This is a genomic window from Mesonia phycicola, from assembly GCF_900141885.1.
Taxonomy (GTDB): Bacteria; Bacteroidota; Bacteroidia; order Flavobacteriales; family Flavobacteriaceae; genus Mesonia; species Mesonia phycicola.
Window position 1 is genome coordinate 132317 of record NZ_FQYY01000009.1, and the last position, 25679, is coordinate 157995.

The 25679-nt window shown below is 32.2% G+C and carries 20 protein-coding genes and 1 tRNA gene; 16 read left to right on the plus strand and 5 right to left on the minus strand.

All coding sequences use genetic code 11. The features are described from left to right. Position 1 precedes the first annotated feature (1 nt). From BUC03_RS13455 to BUC03_RS13470, 4 genes are all read left to right on the plus strand, one after another. Positions 2 to 391, plus strand: a complete 390-nt coding sequence (locus BUC03_RS13455) for an ExbD/TolR family protein (RefSeq protein WP_073153124.1) — start codon at positions 2 to 4, stop codon at positions 389 to 391. Between the two features lie 2 nt (positions 392 to 393). Continuing rightward, positions 394 to 1257 (plus strand): energy transducer TonB family protein, encoded by an 864-nt coding sequence (locus tag BUC03_RS13460; protein WP_073153127.1) that lies wholly within the window; start codon positions 394 to 396, stop codon positions 1255 to 1257. Positions 1258 to 1275: 18 nt separating this feature from the next. Further along, positions 1276 to 2496, plus strand: coding sequence for a bifunctional folylpolyglutamate synthase/dihydrofolate synthase (locus BUC03_RS13465; RefSeq protein WP_073153130.1), 1221 nt, complete (start codon positions 1276 to 1278; stop codon positions 2494 to 2496). Between the two features lie 68 nt (positions 2497 to 2564). Further along, positions 2565 to 2642, plus strand: a tRNA-Val gene (locus BUC03_RS13470). 114 nt (positions 2643 to 2756) lie between these two features. Here the strand turns inward: BUC03_RS13470 and BUC03_RS13475 are convergent. Together BUC03_RS13475 and gldJ are read right to left on the minus strand one after the other, a co-directional pair. Then, positions 2757 to 4034 (minus strand): UDP-N-acetylmuramoyl-tripeptide--D-alanyl-D-alanine ligase, encoded by a 1278-nt coding sequence (locus BUC03_RS13475; protein WP_073153132.1) that lies wholly within the window; start codon positions 4032 to 4034, stop codon positions 2757 to 2759. 63 nt (positions 4035 to 4097) lie between these two features. After that, a complete protein-coding gene (gene gldJ / locus BUC03_RS13480) occupies positions 4098 to 5759 on the minus strand; it encodes a gliding motility lipoprotein GldJ (protein WP_073153135.1) in 1662 nt (553 codons plus the stop codon). A 207-nt stretch (positions 5760 to 5966) separates the two neighbouring features. Here gldJ and porU point away from each other — a divergent pair, with 207 nt between their 5' ends. The 11 genes from porU to BUC03_RS13535 all read left to right on the plus strand — a co-directional run bounded on the left by porU (position 5967) and on the right by BUC03_RS13535 (position 21526). Beyond that, on the plus strand, positions 5967 to 9785 hold the full coding sequence (porU, locus tag BUC03_RS13485) for a type IX secretion system sortase PorU (RefSeq protein WP_073153138.1): 3819 nt from the start codon (positions 5967 to 5969) through the stop codon (positions 9783 to 9785). Positions 9786 to 9828: 43 nt separating this feature from the next. Next, positions 9829 to 11028, plus strand: a complete 1200-nt coding sequence (gene porV, locus BUC03_RS13490) for a type IX secretion system outer membrane channel protein PorV (protein WP_073153140.1) — start codon at positions 9829 to 9831, stop codon at positions 11026 to 11028. Between the two features lie 87 nt (positions 11029 to 11115). After that, positions 11116 to 11598, plus strand: a complete 483-nt coding sequence (gene cdd / locus BUC03_RS13495; protein ID WP_073153143.1) for a cytidine deaminase — start codon at positions 11116 to 11118, stop codon at positions 11596 to 11598. Positions 11599 to 11695: 97 nt separating this feature from the next. Further along, entirely contained in the window at positions 11696 to 12694 is a 999-nt protein-coding gene (gene pdhA, locus BUC03_RS13500; protein WP_073153146.1) for a pyruvate dehydrogenase (acetyl-transferring) E1 component subunit alpha, read from the plus strand. Positions 12695 to 12699: 5 nt separating this feature from the next. After that, a complete protein-coding gene (locus BUC03_RS13505) occupies positions 12700 to 14346 on the plus strand; it encodes a pyruvate dehydrogenase complex dihydrolipoamide acetyltransferase (protein ID WP_073153147.1) in 1647 nt (548 codons plus the stop codon). Positions 14347 to 14411: 65 nt separating this feature from the next. Continuing rightward, positions 14412 to 15362 (plus strand): M20/M25/M40 family metallo-hydrolase, encoded by a 951-nt coding sequence (locus BUC03_RS13510; RefSeq protein WP_073153150.1) that lies wholly within the window; start codon positions 14412 to 14414, stop codon positions 15360 to 15362. 9 nt (positions 15363 to 15371) lie between these two features. After that, a complete protein-coding gene (locus BUC03_RS13515; RefSeq protein WP_073153153.1) occupies positions 15372 to 16052 on the plus strand; it encodes an SDR family NAD(P)-dependent oxidoreductase in 681 nt (226 codons plus the stop codon). 2 nt (positions 16053 to 16054) lie between these two features. Next, the gene (locus BUC03_RS13520) at positions 16055 to 16654 is read left to right on the plus strand and encodes a SprT-like domain-containing protein (RefSeq protein WP_073153156.1); all 600 of its coding nucleotides are present in this window, start codon (positions 16055 to 16057) and stop codon (positions 16652 to 16654) included. Between the two features lie 3 nt (positions 16655 to 16657). Continuing rightward, a complete protein-coding gene (locus tag BUC03_RS13525) occupies positions 16658 to 17740 on the plus strand; it encodes a mannose-1-phosphate guanylyltransferase (RefSeq protein ID WP_073153158.1) in 1083 nt (360 codons plus the stop codon). A 1-nt stretch (position 17741) separates the two neighbouring features. After that, positions 17742 to 19187: a DUF389 domain-containing protein gene (locus BUC03_RS13530; protein WP_073153161.1), complete on the plus strand. Its 1446-nt coding sequence runs from the start codon at positions 17742 to 17744 to the stop codon at positions 19185 to 19187. A gap of 65 nt (positions 19188 to 19252) precedes the next feature. Further along, a complete protein-coding gene (locus tag BUC03_RS13535; RefSeq protein WP_159432720.1) occupies positions 19253 to 21526 on the plus strand; it encodes a T9SS type B sorting domain-containing protein in 2274 nt (757 codons plus the stop codon). Between the two features lies 1 nt (position 21527). On the opposite strand, the gene BUC03_RS13540 is transcribed toward BUC03_RS13535, so the two are convergent. Next, a complete protein-coding gene (locus BUC03_RS13540; RefSeq protein WP_073153166.1) occupies positions 21528 to 22292 on the minus strand; it encodes an ABC transporter ATP-binding protein in 765 nt (254 codons plus the stop codon). Further along, positions 22292 to 23029, minus strand: coding sequence for an MlaE family ABC transporter permease (locus tag BUC03_RS13545; RefSeq protein WP_073153169.1), 738 nt, complete (start codon positions 23027 to 23029; stop codon positions 22292 to 22294). Before BUC03_RS13545 ends, BUC03_RS13540 begins: the two co-directional genes overlap by 1 nt. A gap of 113 nt (positions 23030 to 23142) precedes the next feature. Here BUC03_RS13545 and pafA point away from each other — a divergent pair, with 113 nt between their 5' ends. Then, positions 23143 to 24828 (plus strand): alkaline phosphatase PafA, encoded by a 1686-nt coding sequence (gene pafA / locus BUC03_RS13550; protein ID WP_073153172.1) that lies wholly within the window; start codon positions 23143 to 23145, stop codon positions 24826 to 24828. Here the strand turns inward: pafA and BUC03_RS13555 are convergent. Further along, entirely contained in the window at positions 24825 to 25673 is an 849-nt protein-coding gene (locus BUC03_RS13555; RefSeq protein ID WP_073153175.1) for a glycosyltransferase family 2 protein, read from the minus strand. The two genes, pafA and BUC03_RS13555, sit on opposite strands and share 4 nt — an antisense overlap. Positions 25674 to 25679: the final 6 nt, after the last annotated feature.

Genomic DNA, 25679 nt, shown 5'->3' on the forward strand with positions numbered 1-25679 from the left:
TATGAATTTAAGAGGAAGAAATAAAGTGAGTCCAGAGTTTAGTATGTCATCAATGACAGATATTGTATTTCTGTTATTGGTATTCTTCATGCTTACCTCTCCGGCCGTAACTCCAGAAGCATTAGATTTACTTTTGCCTAAAGGAAAAGGTAAAACTACTAATAAACAGAATTTAGCTATTAGTATTAATAAAGATTTAGAAGTTTTTATTAATTCAGAAAAAATAAGCAAAGATCAGTTAGAGTTAGAGCTTCAAAAAAGATTAAGAGGAGAAGAAGATCCTACTATTATTCTTAGAGCAGAACAAAGTGTGCCTATTCAAGACGCTGTGACAGTAATGGATATTGCTAAGCGAAATAAATATAAAATTGTATTGGCTGTTAAGCCTTAATTATGGGGATGTTTGAAACTAAATATGAAAAGAAATCTGCTATCATTACAGCGGTCATTTCAGGGTTAATATTAATTCTGCTTTTTCTGTTTGGTTTTACTTATTTAGATCCACCTCCAGAAAATGGTATTGCTATTAATTTTGGAACTTCAGATGTAGGCTCTGGTGATATACAACCCACAGAGCCTATTAAATCTGCACCACAACAAAATAGCGCAGAAGCTACTCCGCCTCAACCTACAGAAACTCAACCAGAAATTACAGATGAGGTCACTACTCAAGATACCGAAGATGCACCTGTTATTGAAGAAAAAGAAGAGAAGAAGAAAGTAGAGCAAAAAACAGAAAAAAAACCAGTAGAAACTAAAAAAACACCTGCTAAAGTAGAAGAAACTAAAGAGGTGAAAAAACCAGACCCAAAACCAGATAAAAACACATCAGACGCTCTAAATAGTTTGATTAACGGACCTAAGAAAAATGGTACTGCAAATGGAGGAGAGGGTAATGATAGTCAAGCTGGAGATAAAGGCAATCCAAATGGAGACCCTAATGCAACTTCTTATTACGGTCAAGGAAAAGGATTAGATGGTGATGGTAATTACCGTTTAGGAGGAAGAAAAGCCTTGAATAAAGAAAAGTTTGTTCAAGATTGTAATGAGTCTGGAATTGTAGTGGTTAAAATAGAAGTTAATCAACAAGGAAGAGTTACAAGTGCAGTAGCAGGAGCTAAAGGAACTACAAATAATGCAAGTTGTTTAATGGAGCCAGCACGAAGAGCAGCTTTAGCAACCAAATTTAATAGTGATGCTGATGCACCTGTTAAACAAACAGGTTACATAGAATACGAATTTAAACTTTCTGAATAGGTATTTAATTTATATTTCATGGCTTCATACCAAGAAACCCTTGATTGGATGTTTCAACAACTTCCAATGTATCAAAGGCAGGGGAAGACTGCTTTTAAAAAAGACTTAACCAATATTTTAAATTTCTCTAAAAGGTTAAATCATCCTCATAAAAATTATAAAACAATTCATGTAGGTGGTACTAATGGCAAGGGTTCTACTAGTCATATGTTAGCATCTATATTACAAGAAGCTGGTTATAAAGTAGGTTTATATACATCACCGCATTTAAAAGATTACCGTGAGCGTATAAAAATTAATGGGGAGATGGTTTCTAAAAGTTTTGTTCTTGAATTTATAGAGCAACATAAAAGCTTTTTAGAAAGAGAACAACTTTCTTTTTTCGAAATGAGTGTTGCTATGGCCTTTCAATACTTTTCAGAAGAAAGTGTAGATGTAGCTGTTATAGAAGTTGGTTTAGGAGGAAGATTAGATTCTACCAATATCATAATTCCTGAAGTTTCTGTAATAACAAATATTGGTTTAGATCACACACAGTTTTTAGGTGAAACTTTTTCTGAAATAGCATTTGAAAAAGCAGGTATTATTAAAAAAAATATACCTGTAGTAATAGGAGAAACATTGCCAGAAACTAAAGTAGTTTTTGAAGCTGCGGCCAATACAAATGAAAGTTCTATTTTCTTTGCAGAAGAAACTAATTTTTCTGAAATAGAAAGTGATCTTAAAGGAAGTTATCAAAAATATAATATCAGAACGGTTTTAAATGTAATTGAAGTTTTAAAATCACAAAGTTTCACAGTTAATAAAGAGGTTGTAAAGAAAGGACTAGCTAATGTTGTTAATAACACAGGTTTGCGTGGTAGATGGGATATTTTACAGTCTAATCCAAAAGTAATTTGTGATACAGCACATAATAAAGAAGGTTTACAATTTGTATTAGATCAACTTCAAAAAGAAAACTATAAAGAGTTGCATATTGTTTTAGGGGTAGTTAATGATAAAGATTTAGATTCGGTTTTACCGTTATTTCCTACTAATGCTACTTATTATTTCTCTAAACCAAATATCCCAAGAGGGCTTGATGCAGAAAAATTGAAAAAATTTTCAAAAAAATATAATCTTTTTGGCGAGGCTTATTTCTCTGTCAACTCCGCGTATTTAGCTGCTTTAGAGGTTGTTAATGGTAGTGATTTAATCTTTGTTGGAGGTAGTACATTTACTGTAGCAGAAATAATTTAAAAAAAAATGATTTTTTGTTTGGTGCAATGTAAAAAAGGCTTATATTTGCACTCGAATTGCAACAGCAAGGGCAATTAGCTCAGTTGGTTCAGAGCACCTCGTTTACACCGAGGGGGTCGGGGGTTCGAATCCCTCATTGCCCACCAAAAAAAATCCTGAAGTTTTCTTCAGGATTTTTTGTTTTATACAATCTTAACTAAAGTTGTTATTTTAATAAATCTAGGTAAAAGCGTCTTGTGCAATTACCTAAATTTTTAGTTTTAAAGGTGGTCTAGTATTCTTTCTAGAGCCATTCCTCGAGAGCCTTTAATTAATATGGTGTTGTTTTCTATTTTGTGCTGGTCTATATATTCACTTAATTGAGAAAACTCCTTAAACTTCTTTACAGTATTTGTGCTACATTCGTAAAAATGATTTCCGCAGATATACATATTTTTAAAAGAAAGTTTTTCAAGTAAATTCACAATGTTTTGGTGTTCTTCTTTAGAGGTTGAGCCTACTTCAAACATATCTCCTAAAATTACAGTTTTATTGCTGGCTTCTATTGTTTTAATATTTTCTAATGCAGCTTGCATGCTAGTGGGGTTTGCATTGTAAGCATCTAGTATTATTTGGTTAGTATTCTTGTTTATAATTTGTGATCTATTGTTGTTTGGTTGGTACTTTTCTATAGCTTTTTTAATAGACTTAGGGTTAACTTTAAAATATAGACCAATGCATATTGCTGATGCTATATTTTTAGCATTGTAGGTACCTATTAACTGAGAATTAATGTTTATGTCTTTGGTTGCTATTTGTATGTATGGAGAGGCTTTTAAAAAGGTTATTTGGTAGGTTGCATCATTTCCTTCGCTAAAAGAAATTACATCGGCTTGTTTTGTTTTATTGATTTGTAATTCGTCATCATAATTAATAAAAATTCTTTTGTTGTTTTCAATTAGATAATTGTATAATTCACTTTTACCTTTTATAACACCTTCTATGCCTCCAAAACCTTCTAAGTGTGCTTTACCAAAATTGGTGATGTATCCATAATCTGGTTTTGCAATCTGACATAACATTTTAATTTCTCCCTGGTGATTGGCTCCCATTTCTACAATACCTATTTCAGTTTTGTTATTCATAGATAAAAGTGTAAGTGGTACTCCAATATGGTTGTTTAAATTGCCGATAGTTGAGGTGGTACGGTATTTTTGGTTTAGTACTTCTCTAATTAATTCTTTAGTGGTTGTTTTACCATTACTGCCAGTAATAGCGACAATAGGTATATTTAAAAATTTGCGATGATAACAGGCTAAATCTTGAAGGGTTTTTAAGCCGTCTTTTACAATGGTTATATGGTTAGTATCTTTTGATTTATCATTATCAGTTACTGCATGTATGGCGTTGTTTTTTATAGCAAAATCAACATATTTGTTGCCGTCAAAGTTATCTCCTTTCAGTGCAATAAATAAATTACCTTCTTTAAGCTTTCTTGTGTCTGTACAAATGCCTGTGCTTTGTAAGAATATATTATGTAGTCTTTCTATGTTTTTCATAAATTAAAGATAAAAAAAAAGCCCTTTCATATGAAAGGGCTTTTTTGCTTTATAATATTATTTTTAATCTCTTGCTCTTTTTCCTTTTTGAGATTTAGAACCAACTCTAGACATTGCGTTTCTAAACCCAATATAGTCAGTTGCCATATCTTGAGGGAAGTATCTTCTTTGTGCAGGGTCTAAGAAATAAGCTCTGTCTCTCCAAGAACCACCTTTAAATACTCTAACTTCGTTATTTATAAGCGTTGTTCTGCTAGAGCTTTGGTCGTATTGTCTGTCAAGACCTTTAGCTCTTCCTGTAGAATCTTTGATGGCAGATACGTTATGTTCTGGAGAATTGTACATTTTCTTGTGCTCTTGTCCGCTTAAGTATCCTCTTGAAGAAGCTTTATCTCCATCTCTGAAATCTCTGTTATCACTATCAGAAAACTGTGTTCTTAAATAAGTGTCTTCAGAGTTTACAGGTTCTTGTTGTATTTGACCTGGTAATGTTCTTGCTATAATGCTTCCGTTACTTAAAGTGTCAAATATAATAGAATCTGAAGTAACAATTTTTACTGTTCCGTCTTGGTTGATTGCGTTTTTAGTGTACACATTTCCACGGAAATAGTTGAAATCATTAAATTCATTATCGATGATTGGTCTATAAACATCTGCAACCCATTCAGAAACATTTCCTGCCATATCGTATAAACCAAAATCGTTTGGAGGGTAAGTTTTAATTTCTGCTGTAATGTCAGCGCCATCATCACTCCATCCTGCTATTCCTCCGTAATCTCCATTACCTTGTTTAAAGTTAGCTAATTGGTCTCCTCTTGTTCTTCTTCCTCCTTGTCTTGTGTATTGACCATCCCAAGGGTATTTTTTTCTACCTCTATATTGGTTGTATTCTCTAATTCCAGCCAAACCTAGAGCAGCATATTCCCATTCTGCTTCTGTAGGTAGTCTATATGCAGGTAATAAAACACCGTCTTTTCTTTGTACGTTGTTATGTACTGTATCTCCGTGTATAACCTGTACTAATCTTTCGTTGTTTCTACCTTTATTTAAAGAATCATTTCCTCCGTATATGTTTGAAGGTGCATTGATGTAGGTTTCTGTGTTAAAGGTAGTTTCTGCATCTGCAGCATACTTAGCACCTTCAGCAATGTAACCTTTGGTTTCTAGCTGTAATTCATTAACACGGTCAGTTCTCCATTTGCTAAATTCAGTAGCTTGAATCCAGTTTACACCTACCACTGGGTAATTTTGGTAAGCAGGGTGACGCAAGTAGTTATTCGTCATAGTTTCGTTGTAACCTAAACGGTTTCTCCAAACTAATGTATCTGGTAATGCTCCTTTGTAAATGTTAGCATATTTTTTCTCTTTTGGTGGAAAGGTAAACTTCAACCAATCTAAGTATTGTAGGTACATTCTATTAGTAACCTCTGTTTCATCCATATAGAATGATTGTACGTGTTGTTGTGTAGGATTGTTGTTCCAATCGTGCATAACATCATCTTGAACACGCCCCATTGTAAAAGTACCACCTTCAATAAAGACTAAACCAGGTCCGGTTTCTTGTCCTTGATAGTCTGTTTGGTACTTCATAGAGCCATCTCTTCCGTCTAGTCTCCATCCTGTAGCTCTGGAGTTGTCTTTGTAGTCTTTTGATTTGTTGCAACTAACAATAGTAGTAGTAAACGCAACAAATAACATAATTTTAAGAGCAAAATTAAATCTCATAATCCTCAATATGTTTGTAAAGTTTGGGTTTGCAATATAGTAATTAACGCTAAATTAACAATAATGTTTTGTTATTTAGTGTTAAACCTTCATATTTTTTATTTTATGTCTATGTAAATCTTACATATTCGTTAATTTCTTCAAATAAAAAGGTATTTTTGAAGCGCTAAATATAATACATTTATTTAATTCTCGTTATTTCCGTTGATGAAGTTTATTATTACTCTATTTTTTTTTATTAGTAGCTGCGCAATCTTTGCTCAGCAAAAATCTTTCACGGTTAATTGGCAGGCTGTAGATGCGTCTATTGAATCTTCAGTAACTTCTGATGATGGTGCAGAGTCTAGTGTCTTGAATTTAAACTATAACCCTGATAAAAGGTTATTTAATTTTCAGGTAAATTGGGAAGAAAGTAGTGATATAACTAATGTAGTGCTAAAAAATGTAGAATTAACACCTGCTTCTCGTGCTATTATTCAGCAATTAGATGAGTCTTTAGTAACAGAAGATTATCAGTTAATATCTAAAAGTAATTTTGGAAGATCTACAAAATATGCTAGCATATCTCTTAACCCTGTGGTGAAAGTTAATGGGGTTATTAATGTTGTAACATCTTTTGTGGTTAGTTATTCTCCCACTAATAATAGAGGTGGTAATGTTATAAACTCTTCTCATAGTATTACAAATTCTGTTTTTGCTACAGGTGATTGGTATAAATTCTATGTAGAAAATACGGGTGTTCATAAAATTACAAGAAGTTTTTTATCTAGTTTAGGTATAAATGTGTCTTCTTTGAGTTCTAGTCAATTTAAAATAGTAGGACATGGTGGTGATATGCTACCGCTTACCAATAATGAAAATGAATATTATGATCCGCCACAAGTACCTTATAAAGTGGTAGGCGGAGATGATGGTAGTTTTGATGCAGATGATTATATATTATTTTATGCAAAAGATGTAAATGATAGTTGGAGTGAAGAAAATGGCACCAATTTAAATCTTTATGCAGATCGTTCTTATTACTATATAAGTATTAACTCTGGTAGTGGTAATAAAGTTTCTTCTTATACAGAGCCTAGTGGTACTGTAGTTGAAACAATTACAACTTTTGATGATTATCAATATTATGAGGTAGACAATTATAATGTTATTAATGTAGGAAGAAGATGGTTTGCAGATAGATTTGATGTAGATGTTGAGCAAAATTATGATTTTGAATTTCCAAATATTGTTACTGACGAGCCTGTAACTGTAGAGGTTTATGCAGGAGCTGTTTCTGAAACTAGTACAGATATGACTTTTTCTGCTGGAGAAGAGGTTTTAGGGGTTTTAGATTTTGATACCGTAAGTGATGATATTTATGGTAGCGCTAAAAGTGGGTCTTATCAATTTAACTCTAATGAAGATGAAATTAATATAGAGATTTCTTATAATAACAGCGGAAATCCTTCTAGTGTTGGTTATCTAGATTATATTAATGTGTCGGCTAAAAGAGAATTGATAGCAGGAAGCAATCAATTTGAGTTTTCTAATAAAGATGTATCTACTATTTCGGGTATAGGGGCTTACGAGATAAGAGAGTCTCAAAATGTAACAGAAGTATGGGATATAACAAACATTGAGCAAGTATATAGTATCTCTAATAATGATGCTTCTGCTAATTTTTCTTTTAAAGCAAGTTTAGGGGAGGTTAGAAATTATATAGCATTGGTAGGCAATAATTACTACACTCCCAAAAAAGAAAGTGTTTCCTCTGTTCCTAATATCAATATTAAAGGAGATATTTTTTCTACCAGTGGTTCAGAAGAAGATGTAGATTATTTAATAATTACGTCAGAATTGTTATACCAGCAAGCTACTAGGTTGGCAGTTTACAGGGCAGAAAAAGATAACTTAAATGTTAAGGTGGTTCTTATAGAAGATATTTATGAAGAATTTAGTTCGGGAAAACAAGATGTTGTAGCTATAAGAAATCTTGTGAAATATGTTTATGATAATGCAATTAATTCTTCTTCAAGATTAAAATATGTTTGTCTTTTTGGGGATTCTTCTGTAGACTATAAAGATAGATTATCTCAAAATAACAACATTGTACCTACATACCACGCTTTGTCAAGTTTTAGTTTAGGTCCTTCTGCTTATTCAACAGATGATTTTTATGGAATGATGGACGATACAGAAGGTAACTTGAGTTCTAATTCAGGCTTGTTAGATATAGCTGTTGGTAGAATAATAGCAGATACACCATCTATGGCGAGTACGTTAGTAGACAAGATAATAGCTTACGAAAGTAGAGATTCATTTGGTAGTTGGAGAAATAATTTTGTATTAATCTCAGACGATGCAGATGAGCCTGGTGGTTCTGGTTACGACCTTCAAGTAGGTTTAGATGCTATTGGTGATGAAATATCAGCCAATAAACCATTTATAAATGTAAAAAAAATACATTCAGATGCTTATCAGCAAATCTCTTCTTCTGGAGGTTTTCGCTATCCAGAAGTTAATGAAGCTATAACAGAAGCTATTGAAGTAGGAGCTTCTGTGGTGAATTATTTTGGACACGGAGGAGAAAATGGTTTGGCTACAGAAAGGATAGTTACTATAGATGATATTTTAAGCTGGCAAAATACAGATAAGTACAATTTATTTGTTACGGTGACTTGTGAATTTACAAGATACGATAACCCAGCAGAGCTTTCTCCAGGAGAGTATGTTTTGCAAAAAAGTGAAGGTGGGTCTGTGGCTATGGTGACTACTACTAGAGCTATATTTGTAAGTACAGGAACCAATTTTAATGAGCTTTTTGCACCTTACTTATTTAATTATGATGGTAGTGATGACTCTGTTGCAGAGTCTGTTAGAAAAGCAAAAAATGACATAGGTGGTAGTAATGTTAGGGTGGTTTATTATTTTGGAGATCCTGCTATGAAATTGCAATTGGCGGCCCCGCAAATTAAATTAACCACAATTAATGAGGTTCCAATTACTCAGCCAAACGATACTTTAAAAGCATTAAGTTATATAAAGTTAGGTGGAGAGGTACAAGATGCTAGCGGTAATTTGGTAACAGCCTATAATGGAGATTTATCTACCACTATTTTTGATAAAAGAATAGATAGAAATACCTTAAATAATGACGGAAATGGCGTGTTTGATTTTACAACATTGGGCGAAATCATTTTTAGAGGAAAAGCGTCTGTGGTAAACGGGCAATTTAGTTTTGATTTTATTGTGCCTAAAGATATAACTGTTCCGGTTGGTGAAGGTAGGGTTAGTTTTTATGCAGAAAGAGACGATGTGTTAGAAGATGAGCGAGGGTATAGTAGTGATATATTAATAGGTGGTATTAATGAAGATGCTCCTGAAGATAATATAGGTCCAGAAATTGAATTATTTATGAATGATGAAAATTTTGTCTCTGGAGGAATAACTAATAATGAGCCTTATTTAATAGCGAAGCTAAGTGATGAAAACGGAATAAATACCGCAAGTGGTATAGGTCATGATTTGGTTGCAATTTTAGATGGAGATGAAATTAACCCGTACGTAGTTAATGATTATTATGAAACAGAATTAGATGATTATACTGCGGGAACAGTTAATTATAAATTAAGAGATTTAGAAGAAGGTTTGCATACTTTAAGTTTTAAAGCTTGGGATGTTTATAATAATTCTAACACTGCAGAAATTCAATTTGTTGTCGCGGGTGAAGATGATTTAGAGATTAATCGAGTTTTAAATTACCCTAATCCTTTTCATAATTATACAGAATTTTGGTTCAATCATAATAGACCTTACGAGCCGTTAGAGGTGCAAGTGCAGGTGTTTACTGTTTCTGGTAAAATTGTGTGGACAAAAAATCAAACTATAACTACAGACGGATTTCTGTCTAGAGAGATTACCTGGAACGGAAAAGATGATTTTGGAGATACTATAGGAAAAGGTGTTTATATTTATAAGCTTTCCGTAAAATCAACGTTAACTAATAAAAAGGTAGAGAAATTTGAAAAATTGGTCATTCTCTAGTTTTAAATAAAAATTTATATTTGCCAACTATTCAACTTTATATATGAAAACTAAGATTTTTACTTTTATTACATTATGCTATATATCTTGTGGTGTTTATGCTCAAGATGATTCAGAAACATATACTAACGGGATTGACGATAGGGTAATTACTACTGCAGTTCCATTCTTGTTAATTTCTGGAGATGCTAGGGCCTCTGGTTTGGGAGATCAAGGGGTGGCAACACCTGTAGATGCTTACTCTCAACAATGGAATGCTTCTAAGTATGCTTTTGCAGAAAAACAAAGTGGTATAGGTGTTTCTTATGTACCTTATTTAAGAGAGCTTGTTACAGATATAAATTTAGGGGTGCTAACATATTACAATAGGCTTAATGAGCGTAGTGCTGTTGCTGGAAGTTTAAGGTATTTTGGTCAAGGTGAGATAGAATTAAGAGACTCTCCAGATCAACAACCTCAAATTGTAGAGCCAAATGAGCTTGGTTTAGATTTAAGTTATGCGTTGAGATTGAGTGAACGTTTTTCTATGGCGGTTACAGGTCGTTATATTAGATCTAGTTTACAAATACCAACTTCTACTAATGATGCTAGTGCGGTAAATTCTTTTGGAGTAGATATTTCTTCTTTTTATCAAAGTGAAGAGATTCCTTATAGAGATTTTGATGGTCGTTGGAGAGCAGGTGTAAGTATTTCTAATATAGGTCCTAAAGTAAAGTATGATGATGCTGGCTCAGAGAGTTTTATTCCAACAAACTTTAAGGCAGGTGCTGGTTTTGATTTTATTTTAGATGCAGATAATACAGTGGGAGTGTATACAGAAATTAATAAATTATTAGTGCCAACTCCTCCAGAGCTTACATATTATTCTGATGGGAGTGGTCTTACAGAAGAAAGTCAGCAAGAATTAGATGATTATAACAACACAAGTTCATTTGGAGCAATTTTTTCTTCTTGGGGAGATGCTCCAGATGGTTTAAGTGAAGAGTTAAAAGAAATTACATTGTCTTTAGGGGCAGAGTATTGGTATAGAGATAGTTTTTCTTTCCGTTTAGGTTATTTTAATGAAAGTGAAGTAAAAGGATATAGAAAATACATTACTATGGGAGCTGGTTTTAAATATAACATTACTACTATAGATGTATCTTATTTATTCTCTACTGCAAAATCTGTAAGTAATCCATTAGAAGGAAGTTTAAGGTTTAGCTTAACTTTTAATTTTGGAGAAGATTATAGAGAAAGATAAATAAAGCATAATTAACACATAAACAAAGCATCGAATTTTTAATTCGGTGCTTTTTTGTTTTATATTGAACTACTAATTACATAAAAAATGATAGACAAACAAATAGTTACTTCTTATCAGGTATATGATAATTTAGAAGAAATGGAAGCAGAAGATGTTCAGTTAATGCATAAAGCACAAGAAATTAGAGAAAAAGCATATGCTCCATATTCTCAATTTATGGTAGGTGCGGCAATTCTTTTAGAAAACGGTGAGGTGGTAACAGGTAGTAATCAAGAAAATGCAGCTTACCCCTCAGGGCTTTGTGCAGAAAGAAATGCAATTTACCAAGCGGGGGCGCAATTTCCAGATCAAAAAATATTGGCCATAGCTATTACTGTGAAATCACAAAGAAAAAAAGTAATAATACCCGCAGCGCCTTGTGGAGCATGTCGTCAAGCTATTGCAGAATATGAATTTAAGCAAGAAACCCCTATAAAAATAATGTTTATGGCAGAAATTGGGAAAGTTGTTAAGGTAAATTCCCTTGTAGATATACTTCCATTAGCATTTAATGGTTCGTATTTGTAAAATTACCCTTAATAAATTTAAAAGTGTTTTCTCATTAAAACTTATTATCTTATTTTTGTAATTCGCAATTTTTTTGAGCGTAATAAATACGATATTCATGAAAGAAATAACTAAAGACACCTACCTTAATTGGTACGAAGAAATGCTATTCTGGCGTAAATTTGAAGATAAATTAGCCCAAGTATATATTCAACAAAAAGTACGTGGTTTTTTACACCTATATAATGGTCAAGAAGCTATATTAGCAGGTTCTCTACATGCTATGGAATTAGGTAAAGACCGTATGATTACCGCTTACCGTAATCACGTTCAGCCAATTGGTATGGGGGTAGACCCTAAACGAGTAATGGCAGAGCTTTACGGTAAAAAAACAGGAACATCTCAAGGTTTAGGTGGTTCTATGCATATTTTTTCTAAAGAGAAAAATTTCTTTGGTGGTCATGGTATTGTAGGGGGGCAAATTCCTTTAGGTGCAGGTATGGCTTTTGGAGATAAATATTTCAAAAGAGATAATGTAACCCTTTGTTTCTTTGGAGATGGAGCTGCACGTCAAGGTACTTTACACGAGGCTTTTAACATGGCGATGAACTGGAAACTTCCTGTTGTTTTCTGTGTAGAAAATAACGGATATGCAATGGGTACTTCTGTAAAAAGAACTGCTAATCACGAAGATATCTGGAAGTTAGGTTTAGGGTACGAGATGCCTTGTGGCCCTGTAGATGCAATGAATCCTGAGAAAGTTGCAGAAGCAATGGACGAGGCAATTTCTAGAGCAAGAGCAGGTGAAGGTCCAACGTTTTTAGAGTTAAAAACATACCGTTACCGTGGTCACTCTATGAGTGATGCTCAAAAATATAGAACTAAAGAAGAAGTTAAAGAATATCAAAAGATAGATCCAATCGTTCAAGTAGCAGATAAGATTAAAGAAAATAACTGGGCTACAGAAGACGAAATTAAAGTGATAGATCAACGTGTAAAAGATAGAGTGTCAGAATGTGAGAAATTTGCAGAAGAATCAGATTTCCCAGACCCTAGCTTAATGTATGATATTGTTTATGAACAAGAAGATTACCCGTTTATTCCTCATAAAATATAATTAGTATGGCTGAAGTAATTAATATGCCGCGCCTTAGCGACACGATGGAAGAAGGAGTTGTTGCTAAATGGCTCAAGCAAAAAGGAGACAAAGTAGAAGAAGGAGATATTTTAGCAGAAATAGAGACAGATAAAGCCACAATGGAGTTTGAGTCTTTTAGTGAAGGTACTTTATTATACATAGGAATTGAAGAAGGAGAAGGAGCTCCTGTAGACTCTCTTTTAGCTATTATTGGTGAAGAAGGAGAAGATATTTCAGATTTAATTAATGGTAATGGTAATGGTAAATCTTCAGATTCTTCAGAAGAAGAAACAGAAGAACCAAAAGAAGATTCTAGTGCAGATTCTTCAGAAGAAAATAGCGAGGCATCTGCTGAAATTCCAGAAGGAGTAGAAGTAGTTACTATGCCACGTCTTTCTGATACGATGGAAGAAGGTACTGTTGCTTCTTGGTTAAAAAAAGAAGGAGATAAAGTAGAAGAAGGAGATATTTTAGCAGAAATTGAGACAGATAAAGCTACTATGGAGTTTGAGTCTTTCTATTCTGGTACTCTTTTACATATCGGTATTGCTGAGGGAGAAGGTGCACCTGTAGATTCTCTTTTAGCTATTATTGGCCCAGAAGGTACAGATGTTTCTGGTATTTTGTCAGGAGGTACTCCAAAAGCAAAAAGCACATCCTCTTCAAAAGAAGAGTCTTCTTCTAAAGAAGAAACTACAGAAGCGCAACAAGAAGAGACAACATCTAATACAGGAGACAGAATTTTTGCTTCACCTTTAGCCAAAAAAATGGCAGAAGAAAAAGGCATTAATCTTCAAAATGTAAAAGGTAGTGGTGAAAACGGAAGAATTGTAAAGAAAGATATTGAAAACTTTAAGCCTTCTGAAAAATCTAGTACTGCTACTTCTGCAAAAGAAGAAACTAAGAAAGAAGCTCCAAAAGCTGCCCAAACTTACGTTCCTGCAGGAGAAGAAAGTTTTGATGAGATAAAGAACTCTCAAATGCGTAAAACCATTGCTAAGAGACTTTCTGAATCTAAATATAGCGCACCTCATTACTATTTAACGATAGAGGTAGATATGGAAAATGCTATTGCTTCAAGAAAACAAATTAATGAGATGCCAGATGTTAGAGTATCATTTAATGATATGGTAATTAAAGCATCTGCAATGGCTTTACGTAAACACCCACAAGTAAATTCTCAATGGACAGCAGATAGCATGAAAATTGCTAAACATATTAATATGGGGGTTGCTGTTGCTGTAGATGAAGGTTTAGTAGTGCCAGTTCTTAAATTTGCAGACCAAATGTCTATGACGCAAATTGGTGGTAACGTAAAAGAATTAGCGGGTAAAGCACGTAATAAAAAATTACAACCTAAAGAAATGGAAGGTAGTACTTTCACAGTTTCTAACTTAGGTATGTTTGGTATTACAGAATTTACAAGTATTATTAATCAGCCAAATTCTGCAATTTTATCTGTAGGTGCAATTGTAGAGAAGCCTGTAGTTAAAAATGGAGCAATTCAAGTTGGTAATACAATGAAACTAACTTTAGCTTGTGACCATAGAACTGTAGATGGAGCAACTGGAGCACAGTTTTTACAAACATTAAAAACATATTTAGAAAATCCAGTGACTATGTTAGCATAATCTTTGGTTTTGATAATATATATAAGAATCCCGTTTTTAAGCGGGATTTTTTTATCTTTAAATTTATGAGAAAACTAATATATTTTATAGGTCTAATAGGCCTGTTTAGCTTTGCGCAATCTGCAAAAAAAACAAATCTAATTTCAGAAAAATCTATTAAAACCAATTTAGATTATTTATCATCTGACGCCTTAAAAGGAAGAAAATTTGGGTCTGAAGAAATTAATATTGCAGCTAATTACATAGAAAATATCTTTAGAGATAATAATATTAAACCATATTATAAAACTTATCGTGACAGTTTTGCGCACAACAATAAATATGGTTTTAATGTAATAGCTTTTAAAGAAGGTACAGACGCTAAACTTAAAAAAGAAATTATCATTCTTGGAGCTCACTACGATCATATAGGGATGCTAAAAGGCAGTAAAATAGTAAATGGAGACTCCATTGCTAATGGGGCAAACGATAATGCAGCCGGAAGCGTATCTGTAATAGAGTTGGCAAAATACTTTTCTAATAACCCACAAAAAAGAAGTATTATGTTTGTGTTGTTTTCTGCTGAAGAAGAAGGTTTAATAGGTTCTAAACATCTTGCAAAAAGATTAGCTAGAGAAAAAGCTCCTGTTTATGTAATGCTTAATTTTGAAATGATTGGTGTTCCTCTAAAAAACACCAATTATACAGCATATCTAACAGGTTTTGAAGAATCTAATATGGCGGCTAAATTTAATAGCTATGCAGGTAAAAAAGTTTTTGGTTTTTTTGAGAAAGCTAAAGATTTTCAGTTGTTTAAGCGAAGTGATAATTATGCCTTTTACAAAGAAATGAACATACCATCGCAAACCCTTTGTACTTTTGATTTTACTAACTTTCCATATTATCACCATGTAGACGATGAGGCTGGTTTAATGAATATTTCTCACATGAAAAATTTGATAGAAGAAGTAATCCCTGGAATTGAAGGTATGGCAAATTCTGCCGTAAAAGAAATTACACTTGATAAATTGAACTAGGTAATAGTGATGAAAAAAATTATAATTACAGGTACTAGTAGAGGTATTGGTTTAGAAATGGTGAAACTTTTTGCTCAAAAAGGGCATCATGTTTTAGCACTTTCAAGAAATGAAGAACCTGTACAAAAATTACAATTAAATAATGTAACTACTTTTTCTTTTGATATTCAGAAAGAAGAAGATCAAGAAAAAGTAAAAAACTTTATTGAGCAAGAGTGGAAAACAGTAGATGTTTTAATACATAATGCAGGTAAATTGGTAAATAAACCTTTTTCTAAAATTTCTTACACAGAATTAGAAGAGGTGTATAAAGTAAATGTTTTTGGAGTTTTTACACTTTCTCAATTGGTAGTCCCTTTTATGGATAAAAATGGGCATGTAGTGACGGTGAGCAGTATGGGTGGTGTACAAGGTAGTTTAAAATTTCCTGGCTTAGCAGCATACAGTTCTAGTAAAGGTGCTGTAATTACATTGTCAGAGTTACTGGCAGAAGAGTATAAAGAAAACGGACCGGCATTTAATGTTTTAGCATTGGGAGCTGTACAAACAGAAATGCTAGAAGAAGCCTTCCCAGGCTACCAAGCACCAACAACCCCACAAGCAATGGCTCGTTATATTGTAGATTTTGCTGTAAACGGAAATGAATTTTATAACGGTAAAATGCTTCAAGTTGCTAACTCAACACCATAAGTTTGAAAGAAATTTTAAATAAATACCTTCCTGAGAGAGCAGTAGATCCTGCTTTTGAGTTAATTACAGCAAACGCTATTCATTTAAAAATAGTAAATGAAAGAAAAACAAGGCACGGTGATTATAGAAAGCAAAATGGGGTTAACCAAATAACAGTAAATGCAAATCTTAATTCTTATAAGTTTTTAATTACACTTATTCATGAAATTGCCCACGCAGTTGCATTTGAAAAATATGGAAGATTTATTAAACCACATGGCAAAGAATGGAAGTTTACCTTTCAGCAATTAATGTTGCCGTTTATTCATCCTAGTATTTTTCCAAGTCATTTATTACCCTTGCTTGCTAATCATTTTAAAAATCCTAAGGCAAGTAGTGATACAGATGCTAGGCTCTCTGTAGCTCTAAAAGAATTTGATGCAGAGAATAACAAAAATTATATATTTGAAATTCCTTACGGGAGTATTTTTAGAATAAGCAACGGTAAGGTTTTTAAAAAAGAAAAGAAAAGAATAAAGCGGTATGAGTGTAGAGAGGTTTCTTCAGGAAATGTCTATATATTTCAGCCCAACGTAGAGGTAGAATTAGTTAAAGTTGTTTAATATATGAATATAAATTATTACGCTATACTAATGGCGGGTGGTGTAGGCTCACGTTTTTGGCCTGTAAGTAAAAAGAAATTGCCAAAGCAGTTTCATGATATTTTAGGTACAGGAGAAACACTTATACAAACTACATTTAAACGTTTAGCTAAATTAATACCAGAAGAAAATATTCTTATTTTAACCAATGGGATGTATAATAGTTTGGTAAAAGAGCAATTACCTTCTGTTACAGACAACCAAATTGTATTAGAGCCAGCAATGAGAAATACAGCTCCTTGTATTTTACTTTCTGCTTTAAAAATTCAAAAACAAAATGAAGATGCATTAATGGTGGTAGCACCTAGTGATCATTGGATTGAAGACGAAGATGCATTTGTAAAAGATTTACAAAGTAGTTTTGATGCTTGCGAAGCACAAGACGATTTGTTAATGACACTTGGTATACAACCAACGTTTCCTCATACAGGTTATGGGTATATTCAGTTTGAAGAAAATTTAGCATCTAATATTAATAAAGTGGTAAATTTTCAAGAAAAACCAGATTACCAAACCGCTAAAAATTATTTATCTGCAGGAAATTATTTATGGAATGCTGGTATTTTTATTTGGAGTGCAAAAGCTATTACTGCAGAGTTTGAAAAATATGAGCCAGCAATGTTTGCTATTTTTTCTGAAGGAGAAGCATATTACAATACAACTCAAGAGCAGCGATTTATTAACGAAAATTATGAAGACGCAGAAAATATTTCTATAGATTATGCGATTATGGAAAAAGCTAATAACGTAGCTGTAATTCCTGCAAGTTTTGATTGGAATGATTTAGGATCTTGGGGAGCATTGCATGATGAGCTTGACCGTGATGAGCATGATAATGTAATTATTAATGCCAAAAGTTTAATAGATAATGCTAGTAATAATATTGTTAGAACCTTAGGCGATAAACTAGTAGTTTTAAAAGATATACATAATTACATTATTGTAGAAGATGAAGAAGTGTTACTTATTTATCCAAGAGGAGATGAGCAGGGTATTAAAAAAGTAAGAAATTTAGCAAAAGAAAAATTTGGGGAAGATTTAATTTAATATGGAAGAGCATAAAGAAGATTCTAACCAAGAAAATCTTTCAGCTTCTAAAACAGAAAAACTTTCTGATGAGCTTAAAGGTACTTTTGGAAGTTTAAAAAGTTTTATAAGTGAGCTGCTAGATATTAGAAGTGATACAGACAGAGACTCTACAATAGAAGCGGTAAAAAAAGATATCACTTTTAAAGGTCACAATGCTTGGATTTTAATATTCTCCATCTTTGTAGCTTCTATAGGTCTTAATGTAAGTAGTACTGCAGTAGTTATTGGAGCGATGCTTATTTCACCATTAATGGGGCCAATTGTAGGTATAGGTCTATCTTTAGCAATTAATGATATAGATACTCTTAAACGTTCTCTAATTAACTTAGGGGTAATGGTAGTGTTAAGTGTACTTACTGCCTTTTTATATTTTTGGGTTTCACCATTAACAGGAAATAATTCTGCAGAGTTAGAGGCAAGAACTTACCCTACAATTTTAGATGTATTGGTGGCTATATTTGGTGGTCTTGCTTTAATTGTAGCAAAAACGAAAAAAGGGACTATTGCAAGTGTAATTTTTGGAGTAGCTATTGCTACTGCCTTAATGCCGCCACTTTGTACTGTTGGTTATGGCTTGGCTCAAGGAAGCTTAAGAGACGCAGGTGGTGCATTATATTTATTCTCTATAAATGCAACATTTATTGCACTTTCTACCTTCGTGGTATCAAAACTTTTAGGTTTTCCGTTAGTAAAATACGCAAATTCAAAACGAAGAAAGGTAATTGCGCAAACTGCATCATTAGTTGCAATAATTGTAATGGTGCCAAGTATTTATCTTTTCTATAATATGTTGAAAGAGTCTTACTTTAAGCAAGATGCACAAGAGTTTGTAACTAATGAGTTAATGATTTATGAAGACTCATTTATTCAGAAAAATGCAACTATAGCCACTTATAATGGAGGGGTAGACCCTAAAATTGAAGTTTCTTTTTTAGGAAAAGAAATACCTAGTTCTGTGATTGGTTTATGGAGAGCAAAAATGAAAAATTATAAAAATCTAAAAGATGCATCTTTAATTATTCTTCAGAATGAAAATACAGATTCTTACAATCAGCTTCAATATATGAAGGAGTTTAAACTGAGAGATTCTTTAAGTATTTTAAGTAAAGATGAACGTATTTCTTATTTAGAAACAGAGCTTACTAAACTTTCAAAATTAGCAGAACACCAAATTCCGTTTAATAACATTAGTAAAGAAGCTAGAATTAATTATGATGGTTTAGTAACGTTTAGCTATGCAGATAGAATCATATCAGGTCAAAATACTTTAGATACAATTCCTGAATTTAGAGTAACTTGGGCAGATTCAATTTCTACTTCAGAGGTAACAAAGAATAGCAAGAAGCTTCAAGAATGGTTAAAATTCAAATTGAATTTAGATACACTGATTTTTAACGTAAATTAATTATTATGATAGCCTTATGTAAAAGTCAACTGCTATTATTATTACTTATTACAATTAGCATGAGTATGTTTTCTCAAAACATTTCACTGCATAGACAATACGAGGGTAAGTATGATTTTACAGCAATAGGTAATACATTAAATTTTGATGAAAATGGATCAACAGGGACGTGTAATGTTATGTTACAGTCTAGTGCTAACCTAAACATCTCTTCGAATCAAACAATAGAAGCAGCATATTTATATTGGGCAGGGTCAGGTAATGGAGACTTTAATGTGAAAATTAATAATAGTAATATAACTGCTCAACGTTTTTTTTATACAAATACGTTGACAAGTAATGGGTTAGATTTTTTTGGAGCATTTGCTGACATAACAAGCTTGGTGAAATCTACAGGGAGTGGGATTTATACTTTTTCTGATATTGCATTAGGTGTAAATTTATCTTCCTATTGTGATTTTGGAGTTAATTTTGCGGGATGGTCAATATTGGTAGTCTATGAAGATGTTAATTTACCGAATAGGCAAATTAGTATATTTGATGGTTTCAGAACTGTAAATCAGGCATCAAAAAAACTTTCTTTTAATGTTTCAGGTTTTAATGCTAAAAATGTAGCAACAAGTAAAATAGGTTTTTTAGTTTGGGATGGAGATAGCAATTTAGCCGTAGGGGAAAGTTTAAAAATAAATGGGAATAGTATGAGCTCTAATTTAAATCCTATAAATAATGTGTTTAACGGTACAAATAGTTATAGTGGTTCAACTAACCTATATAACATGGATTTAGATCTTTATTACTTAACAAACGAAATTCAAAACGGGGACACTACAGCTAATATTGAACTTGAAACTAATCAAGATGGTGTAATTGTGCACAATATTGTTTTGTCAGTAGAAAGTGAGAAAGAACTGCCAGATGCAGAGTTTGGTTCTTTACAAATTAGTAATAATGAACTATGTGATAATCGTAATATCGAAATTGATATTGAAATATTAAATTCAAGTAATTACGGTGTTATACCATCTGGTACTCCTGTGGCAATCTTCTTAAATAATAGTTACTTCGATATTTTTTATACCACTCAAAACTTAAATGCTGGAGAAAGTTATATTGAGAATTTAGTGTTGAATATTCCTGATTTTTTTCAGACAAATTTTTCAATCACATTTAATGTTGACAAGAATCAAAATGGAGACTCTTTTGTAGAAGAGGTTCACGAAGAGAACAATATAATATCTTCAAATATTATGCTAATCGATATAATAAGTGAATTTACTTCCTTAAAAGTTTGTGTTGAAAACGGATTAGATACAACTGTTAATTTGAATAATGCTATTTTAAATATTGATGGGGGTATAGTAGATGGTTTTTATAATACATACAATGATGCTAGTAATAGTATTAATGATATTCAAAACGTAAATAGTTATTCGCTAAATAATAGTGAAACTATTTTTGTTAAAATAGTAAATTCTCAATGTAGTGAGATATTTTCATTTGATATAATTGTTTCAGAAAAGCCCAGTATTAGTCGTTTAGATGATATTATTTTTTGTGATAATTATTTAGATTTTAATACAATTCCTGTTTCTAGTTTTTTAAGTCTTACGTCTAATCAAAATTTAAATAACTATTTTGTAGATTTTTATGAGACATTAGAAGACTCTCAATATAATACAAATAACTTACAGGAATATTTTTTTGAAGATTTTGAGCAAAAATTATATATAAAATTAACTAATAAAAATAATTTAGACTGTGCGTCAATATACCCAGTAAATTTTATTTTTTCAGATATAGAGATACTTGGTTCGTTAATTTATGAACAGTGTAGTTCACTTGGTACATATGTTGATTTAGCTAAGGTTAATGACATAAAAGATTTCGGGCTTCATGGTGGATATGATTTTTATCATACAATTGAAAATGCAGCTTTATCTATAGACCCAATTTTGGATATATCTAATTATAATCTAGAGGAAGGGAATTATCTCTATGTAAAGTATTTTGAAAATACTTTTGAATGTCCATTCTTTTACATTGTAGATATTCAACTGAATAGTTGTGAATTTTTTATTCCAGAAGGTTTTTCTCCCAATAATGATCAAATTAACGATTATTTCCAGATTTTACAATTAGAAGATTTTTATCCAAATTTTAAAATTAAAATATTTTCTAGGTATGGTGTGTTAGTTTATAAAGGAGATAAAAACGATAAGCTTTGGGATGGAAGATCCTTAAATGGAAAGTTATTGCCTGCATCTACATATTATTACATAATAGATTTGGGAGAAGAAAATTTAAAGCCTATTAAGGGTTGGGTTTATTTAAATAAGTAATTTACAAACCTTTTAGCTGAACTTCTCTAACTTTTCTAAACAAATCTGAAGAGTACACAAAATCAATTAAAGATTTATCGTCTGTTTTGTAAATGTCGTCTTTAGAGCCAGTCCAAGCTAAATTACCATTTTTTAGGTACACAATATTTTCTCCAATTTCAAGTACAGAGTTCATATCGTGCGTATTAATCACGGTAGTAATGTCATACTCTTGTGTAATTTCTTGAATAAGATTATCTATTAAAATTGCGGTTTTTGGATCTAATCCAGAGTTAGGTTCATCACAAAAAAGGTATTTTGGTTTATTTACAATAGCTCTTGCTATTGCAACTCTTTTCTGCATACCACCACTGATTTCTGAAGGGAATTTATGATTTACATTTTTTAGATTTACACGATCAAGAACTTCTTGCACGCGGTCCATCATTTCTGTTTTTTTCTGTTTAGTAAACATTTCTAACGGAAACATTACATTCTCTTCAATAGTCATAGAGTCAAATAAAGCTCCGCCTTGAAAAACCATTCCCATTTTTTGTCTTAACTCTCTTTGTTCTTTTACATCTAATCCAGAGAAAGCAGAACCATTATACTCAATTGTGCCTTCTGTAGGTGTAAATAAACCTAATAAACATTTTAAAAATACGGTTTTACCGGCACCAGATTGCCCAATAATTAAATTGGTTTTGCCTTTGTAAAATTGAGTGTCAATTCCTTTTAAAATCTCTTCGCTTCCAAAGCTTTTATGTAAATTTTTTACATCTATCATTAGCTTAATAATAATTGAGTTAATACATAATTAGCAATAATTAAAACTACACTAGTCCATACAAAAGCAGTTGTGCTTGCTTGCCCTACTTCTAGTGCTCCACCTTTCATATAATACCCGTGATAAGAAGGGATGGTTGCTAGAATTAATGCAAAAATGAATGTTTTAATAAACGCATATACTAAATGAAAAGATATAAAATCATTTTGCAGACCATTTAAAAATTGTTCTCCCGCTACAAATCCACCTAATACTCCAGCCATATAAGCGCCAATAATACCCATAAACATAGAAATAGCAATTACAAACGGATATAATAGCATAGCTATAATCTTAGGGAAAATAAGATAGTTTGCAGAGTTAATACCCATAACTTCTAGCGCGTCAATTTGCTCCATTACACGCATAGTACCAATACTAGAGGTAATGTTAGAACCAACTTTACCTGCCATAATTATAGAAATAAATGTAGGTGAAAACTCTAAAATAATAGATTGTCTTGCTGTAAAAGCAATAAGGCTTTTAGGTATAAGTGGGTTGTTAAGGTTTAGAGCAGTTTGTATAGTGACTACTCCTCCAATAAAAAATGAAATAAAAACAACAATGCCTAAAGAGCTGATAATTAAATCGTCTACCTCTTTAAAAATGAGACCTCTTAATACAGAAGTTTTCGTCATCCTGCCGAAAACTTTTTTAAGCATTATAAAATATTCGCCAATATCGTGGAGGTACTTCATTCACATAGGTTTTTGTAAAGCTAAAATAGAAAAAATAATATGGAAAGTATTTAACTTACAATTAATCTTTATAATCTCTAACATTTATATTTTTGCACCTCAAAGATAATCATATGAAAAATTTTAAATTTTTATTTCTTCTATCCGTATTGTTTATGGGGTGTAAATCAACTCAAGAAACAATAGCTGTTAAAGATAATGAACAAAAAGACTCTATTACACAAATTCACGCACAACCAAAACTGGTTGTAGGTATTGTGGTAGATCAAATGCGTTACGATTATATTACTAGATTTTGGAATCGGTTTGGTGAAAATGGTATTAAACGTTTAGTAAACGATGGCTACAATTGTAAAAACAATCATTTTAACTACGTACCTACTTATACTGGCCCTGGTCACGCTTCAGTTTATACTGGCACAACACCTAAAAATCATGGTATTATAGGAAATAATTGGTACGATAAATTTGAAGATTTGGGAGTTTATTGTGCTGGAGACTCAAATGTAGATCCAGTAGGAACAAATTCTTCCGCAGGAAAAATGTCTCCACATCGTATGCTTACTACTACTTTTGCAGATCAAAATAGATTACATACTCAATTTAAAGGAAAAACAATAGGTATTTCTGTAAAAGACCGTGGAGCTATATTACCAGCAGGGCATACAGCAAATGCAGCTTATTGGTTTCATGGGAAAGAGGAAGGTAAATTTATTTCTAGCTCTTATTATTTAGAAGATTTACCATCTTGGGTAAAAGATTTTAATTCAAAAAAATATGCTGATAGTTATTTAACTACTTGGGAAACGCTTTACCCAATAGAAACTTATATGGAGAGTGGGGCAGATCAAAATAACTTTGAGCACGGTTTTAAAGGAAAAGAAACTGCAACTTTTCCTTATAACTTAGCAGAGCTTAGTATTGAAAATGGTAATTATGATATTATTAAATCTACTCCATTTGGTAATAGTATTACTACAGATTTTGCTTTGGCTGCTTTAATTGGTGAAAATTTGGGTAAAGATGAAATAACAGATGTGTTAACGGTTAGCTTTTCTTGTACAGACTATGTGGGGCATAATTTTGGAGTAAACTCTAAAGAAGTAGAAGATACTTATTTAAGATTAGATCAAGATATTGCAAGAATTTTAGAAGCCTTAGATACTCAAGTAGGGAAGGGCGAGTATACGGTTTTTTTAACTTCAGACCACGGGGCGGTAAACGTACCAGCTTATTTAAAGTCTCATCGTGTTCCTGCTGGATATTTTGATAATTCTGCATTTAAAAATGCTATAGATAATTTTATAGGAGAAGAATACGGAGTTACAGATCTAATTGCAGACAATTCTAATAATCAATTCTTTTTTAATCATGAGCGTTTAAAAGAAGAGAATATTTCTGCGGAAGATTTGGCAAACAATTTAAAGTCTTTTATGCTTACTTACGAGCATGTAGATAAAGTTTTTACCAGAGAAACATTAGAAAATAGTAGTTTTAGTAATGGCGTAGAAGCTTTAGTACAAAATGGTTTTAGCCAAAAAAGAAGTGGAGATATGGTAGTGGTTTTTGACCCTGCTTATATTGCTTATCCAGAAAAAGGTTCTACCCACGGTAGTGCTATGAGTTACGATACGCACGCACCACTTATTTTCTTTGGAAACGGAATTAAAAATGGACAAACTACAGAGAGAACAGAAATAATAGACATTGCTCCAACAATTTCTGCATTATTAGGTATATCTTTCCCTAATGGTATGACAGGAAAAGTTCTTCACAAGATAATAGATCAGGAAAATTAAAAGAGTTTTTCTTTTATTTTTTTCCAGCGATATTTTCTTATCCATTTGCCTTCTTCTGGTGTAACTAGAGAAGGCAATTTTTTTTGTTTCGCTTTATAAAAACCTATTAAATAATCATTCAATAAGCGTATATCTTTCTTTTTTAAGGCTAACTTTAAAGAAGCTATAAAAGTAATTTTAAATCCGTAGCCAAGTTTATAAAAGGCTTCTCCTTGTTTGTACTTAGCAGCTTTGTTGTAAGTGTTGCCTGTGGGTCTTAAATGCTTAACTTTTAAATCTGGTAGTGTTTTTATTTCCCAACCGTGGTAAAGGCAAAGAAGTTCATCTACCGTATCCCAACCCATAGAAGGTTTTAGTCCGTTTATGGCTTTAAAGCATTCTTTTCTATAAGCTTTTAATGCGCCTCTAATATGGTCTTTATTAGTTAAACTTTCTAATTGCCAGTCGTTTTCCTTTTTAATGTAGCAAAAACCACCAACCATTCCTAGTTTTTTATTTAATTGAAACTCTTCTGCTAAGCGCTCTAAATAGTTTAGAGGGAAAATTAAGTCAGCATCAAATTTACAGAGTATATCGTAATTTTTATCTAACTTATCTAATCCTTTTTCAAAAGCTCTAATTACTTTACTGCCGGGCAGGTGCTCACCAGAAGAATTATTGTTAATAATGTCTATAAAGGGATATTGATTTATGAATTTCTGCACTACATTTTCCGTCTCATCTGTAGAATTGTCATTTACCACAATAATTTTTTTTGGTAAAAAAGTTTGTTTTACAAGAGATTGAAGTGTTTTATCAATACAGTCTGCTTCATTATGTGCAGGAATGATAATGTAGAAATTCATTAAAAT

What these genes read in the sequence shown, in the direction of transcription:
- BUC03_RS13530 (WP_073153161.1), top strand. Translation starts at nt 17,742, where the DNA reads ATGGAAGAGCATAAAGAAGATTCTAACCAAGAAAATCTTTCAGCTTCT.
- BUC03_RS13545 (WP_073153169.1), bottom strand. Translation starts at nt 23,029, where the DNA reads ATGAAGTACCTCCACGATATTGGCGAATATTTTATAATGCTTAAAAAA.
- porU (WP_073153138.1), top strand. Translation starts at nt 5,967, where the DNA reads ATGAAGTTTATTATTACTCTATTTTTTTTTATTAGTAGCTGCGCAATC.
- BUC03_RS13465 (WP_073153130.1), top strand. Translation starts at nt 1,276, where the DNA reads ATGGCTTCATACCAAGAAACCCTTGATTGGATGTTTCAACAACTTCCA.
- cdd (WP_073153143.1), top strand. Translation starts at nt 11,116, where the DNA reads ATGATAGACAAACAAATAGTTACTTCTTATCAGGTATATGATAATTTA.
- pdhA (WP_073153146.1), top strand. Translation starts at nt 11,696, where the DNA reads ATGAAAGAAATAACTAAAGACACCTACCTTAATTGGTACGAAGAAATG.
- BUC03_RS13505 (WP_073153147.1), top strand. Translation starts at nt 12,700, where the DNA reads ATGGCTGAAGTAATTAATATGCCGCGCCTTAGCGACACGATGGAAGAA.
- BUC03_RS13540 (WP_073153166.1), bottom strand. Translation starts at nt 22,292, where the DNA reads ATGATAGATGTAAAAAATTTACATAAAAGCTTTGGAAGCGAAGAGATT.
- BUC03_RS13535 (WP_159432720.1), top strand. Translation starts at nt 19,253, where the DNA reads ATGTTTTCTCAAAACATTTCACTGCATAGACAATACGAGGGTAAGTAT.
- BUC03_RS13555 (WP_073153175.1), bottom strand. Translation starts at nt 25,673, where the DNA reads ATGAATTTCTACATTATCATTCCTGCACATAATGAAGCAGACTGTATT.
- BUC03_RS13515 (WP_073153153.1), top strand. Translation starts at nt 15,372, where the DNA reads ATGAAAAAAATTATAATTACAGGTACTAGTAGAGGTATTGGTTTAGAA.
- porV (WP_073153140.1), top strand. Translation starts at nt 9,829, where the DNA reads ATGAAAACTAAGATTTTTACTTTTATTACATTATGCTATATATCTTGT.
- BUC03_RS13475 (WP_073153132.1), bottom strand. Translation starts at nt 4,034, where the DNA reads ATGAAAAACATAGAAAGACTACATAATATATTCTTACAAAGCACAGGC.
- BUC03_RS13460 (WP_073153127.1), top strand. Translation starts at nt 394, where the DNA reads ATGGGGATGTTTGAAACTAAATATGAAAAGAAATCTGCTATCATTACA.
- pafA (WP_073153172.1), top strand. Translation starts at nt 23,143, where the DNA reads ATGAAAAATTTTAAATTTTTATTTCTTCTATCCGTATTGTTTATGGGG.
- gldJ (WP_073153135.1), bottom strand. Translation starts at nt 5,759, where the DNA reads ATGAGATTTAATTTTGCTCTTAAAATTATGTTATTTGTTGCGTTTACT.
- BUC03_RS13455 (WP_073153124.1), top strand. Translation starts at nt 2, where the DNA reads ATGAATTTAAGAGGAAGAAATAAAGTGAGTCCAGAGTTTAGTATGTCA.
- BUC03_RS13525 (WP_073153158.1), top strand. Translation starts at nt 16,658, where the DNA reads ATGAATATAAATTATTACGCTATACTAATGGCGGGTGGTGTAGGCTCA.
- BUC03_RS13510 (WP_073153150.1), top strand. Translation starts at nt 14,412, where the DNA reads ATGAGAAAACTAATATATTTTATAGGTCTAATAGGCCTGTTTAGCTTT.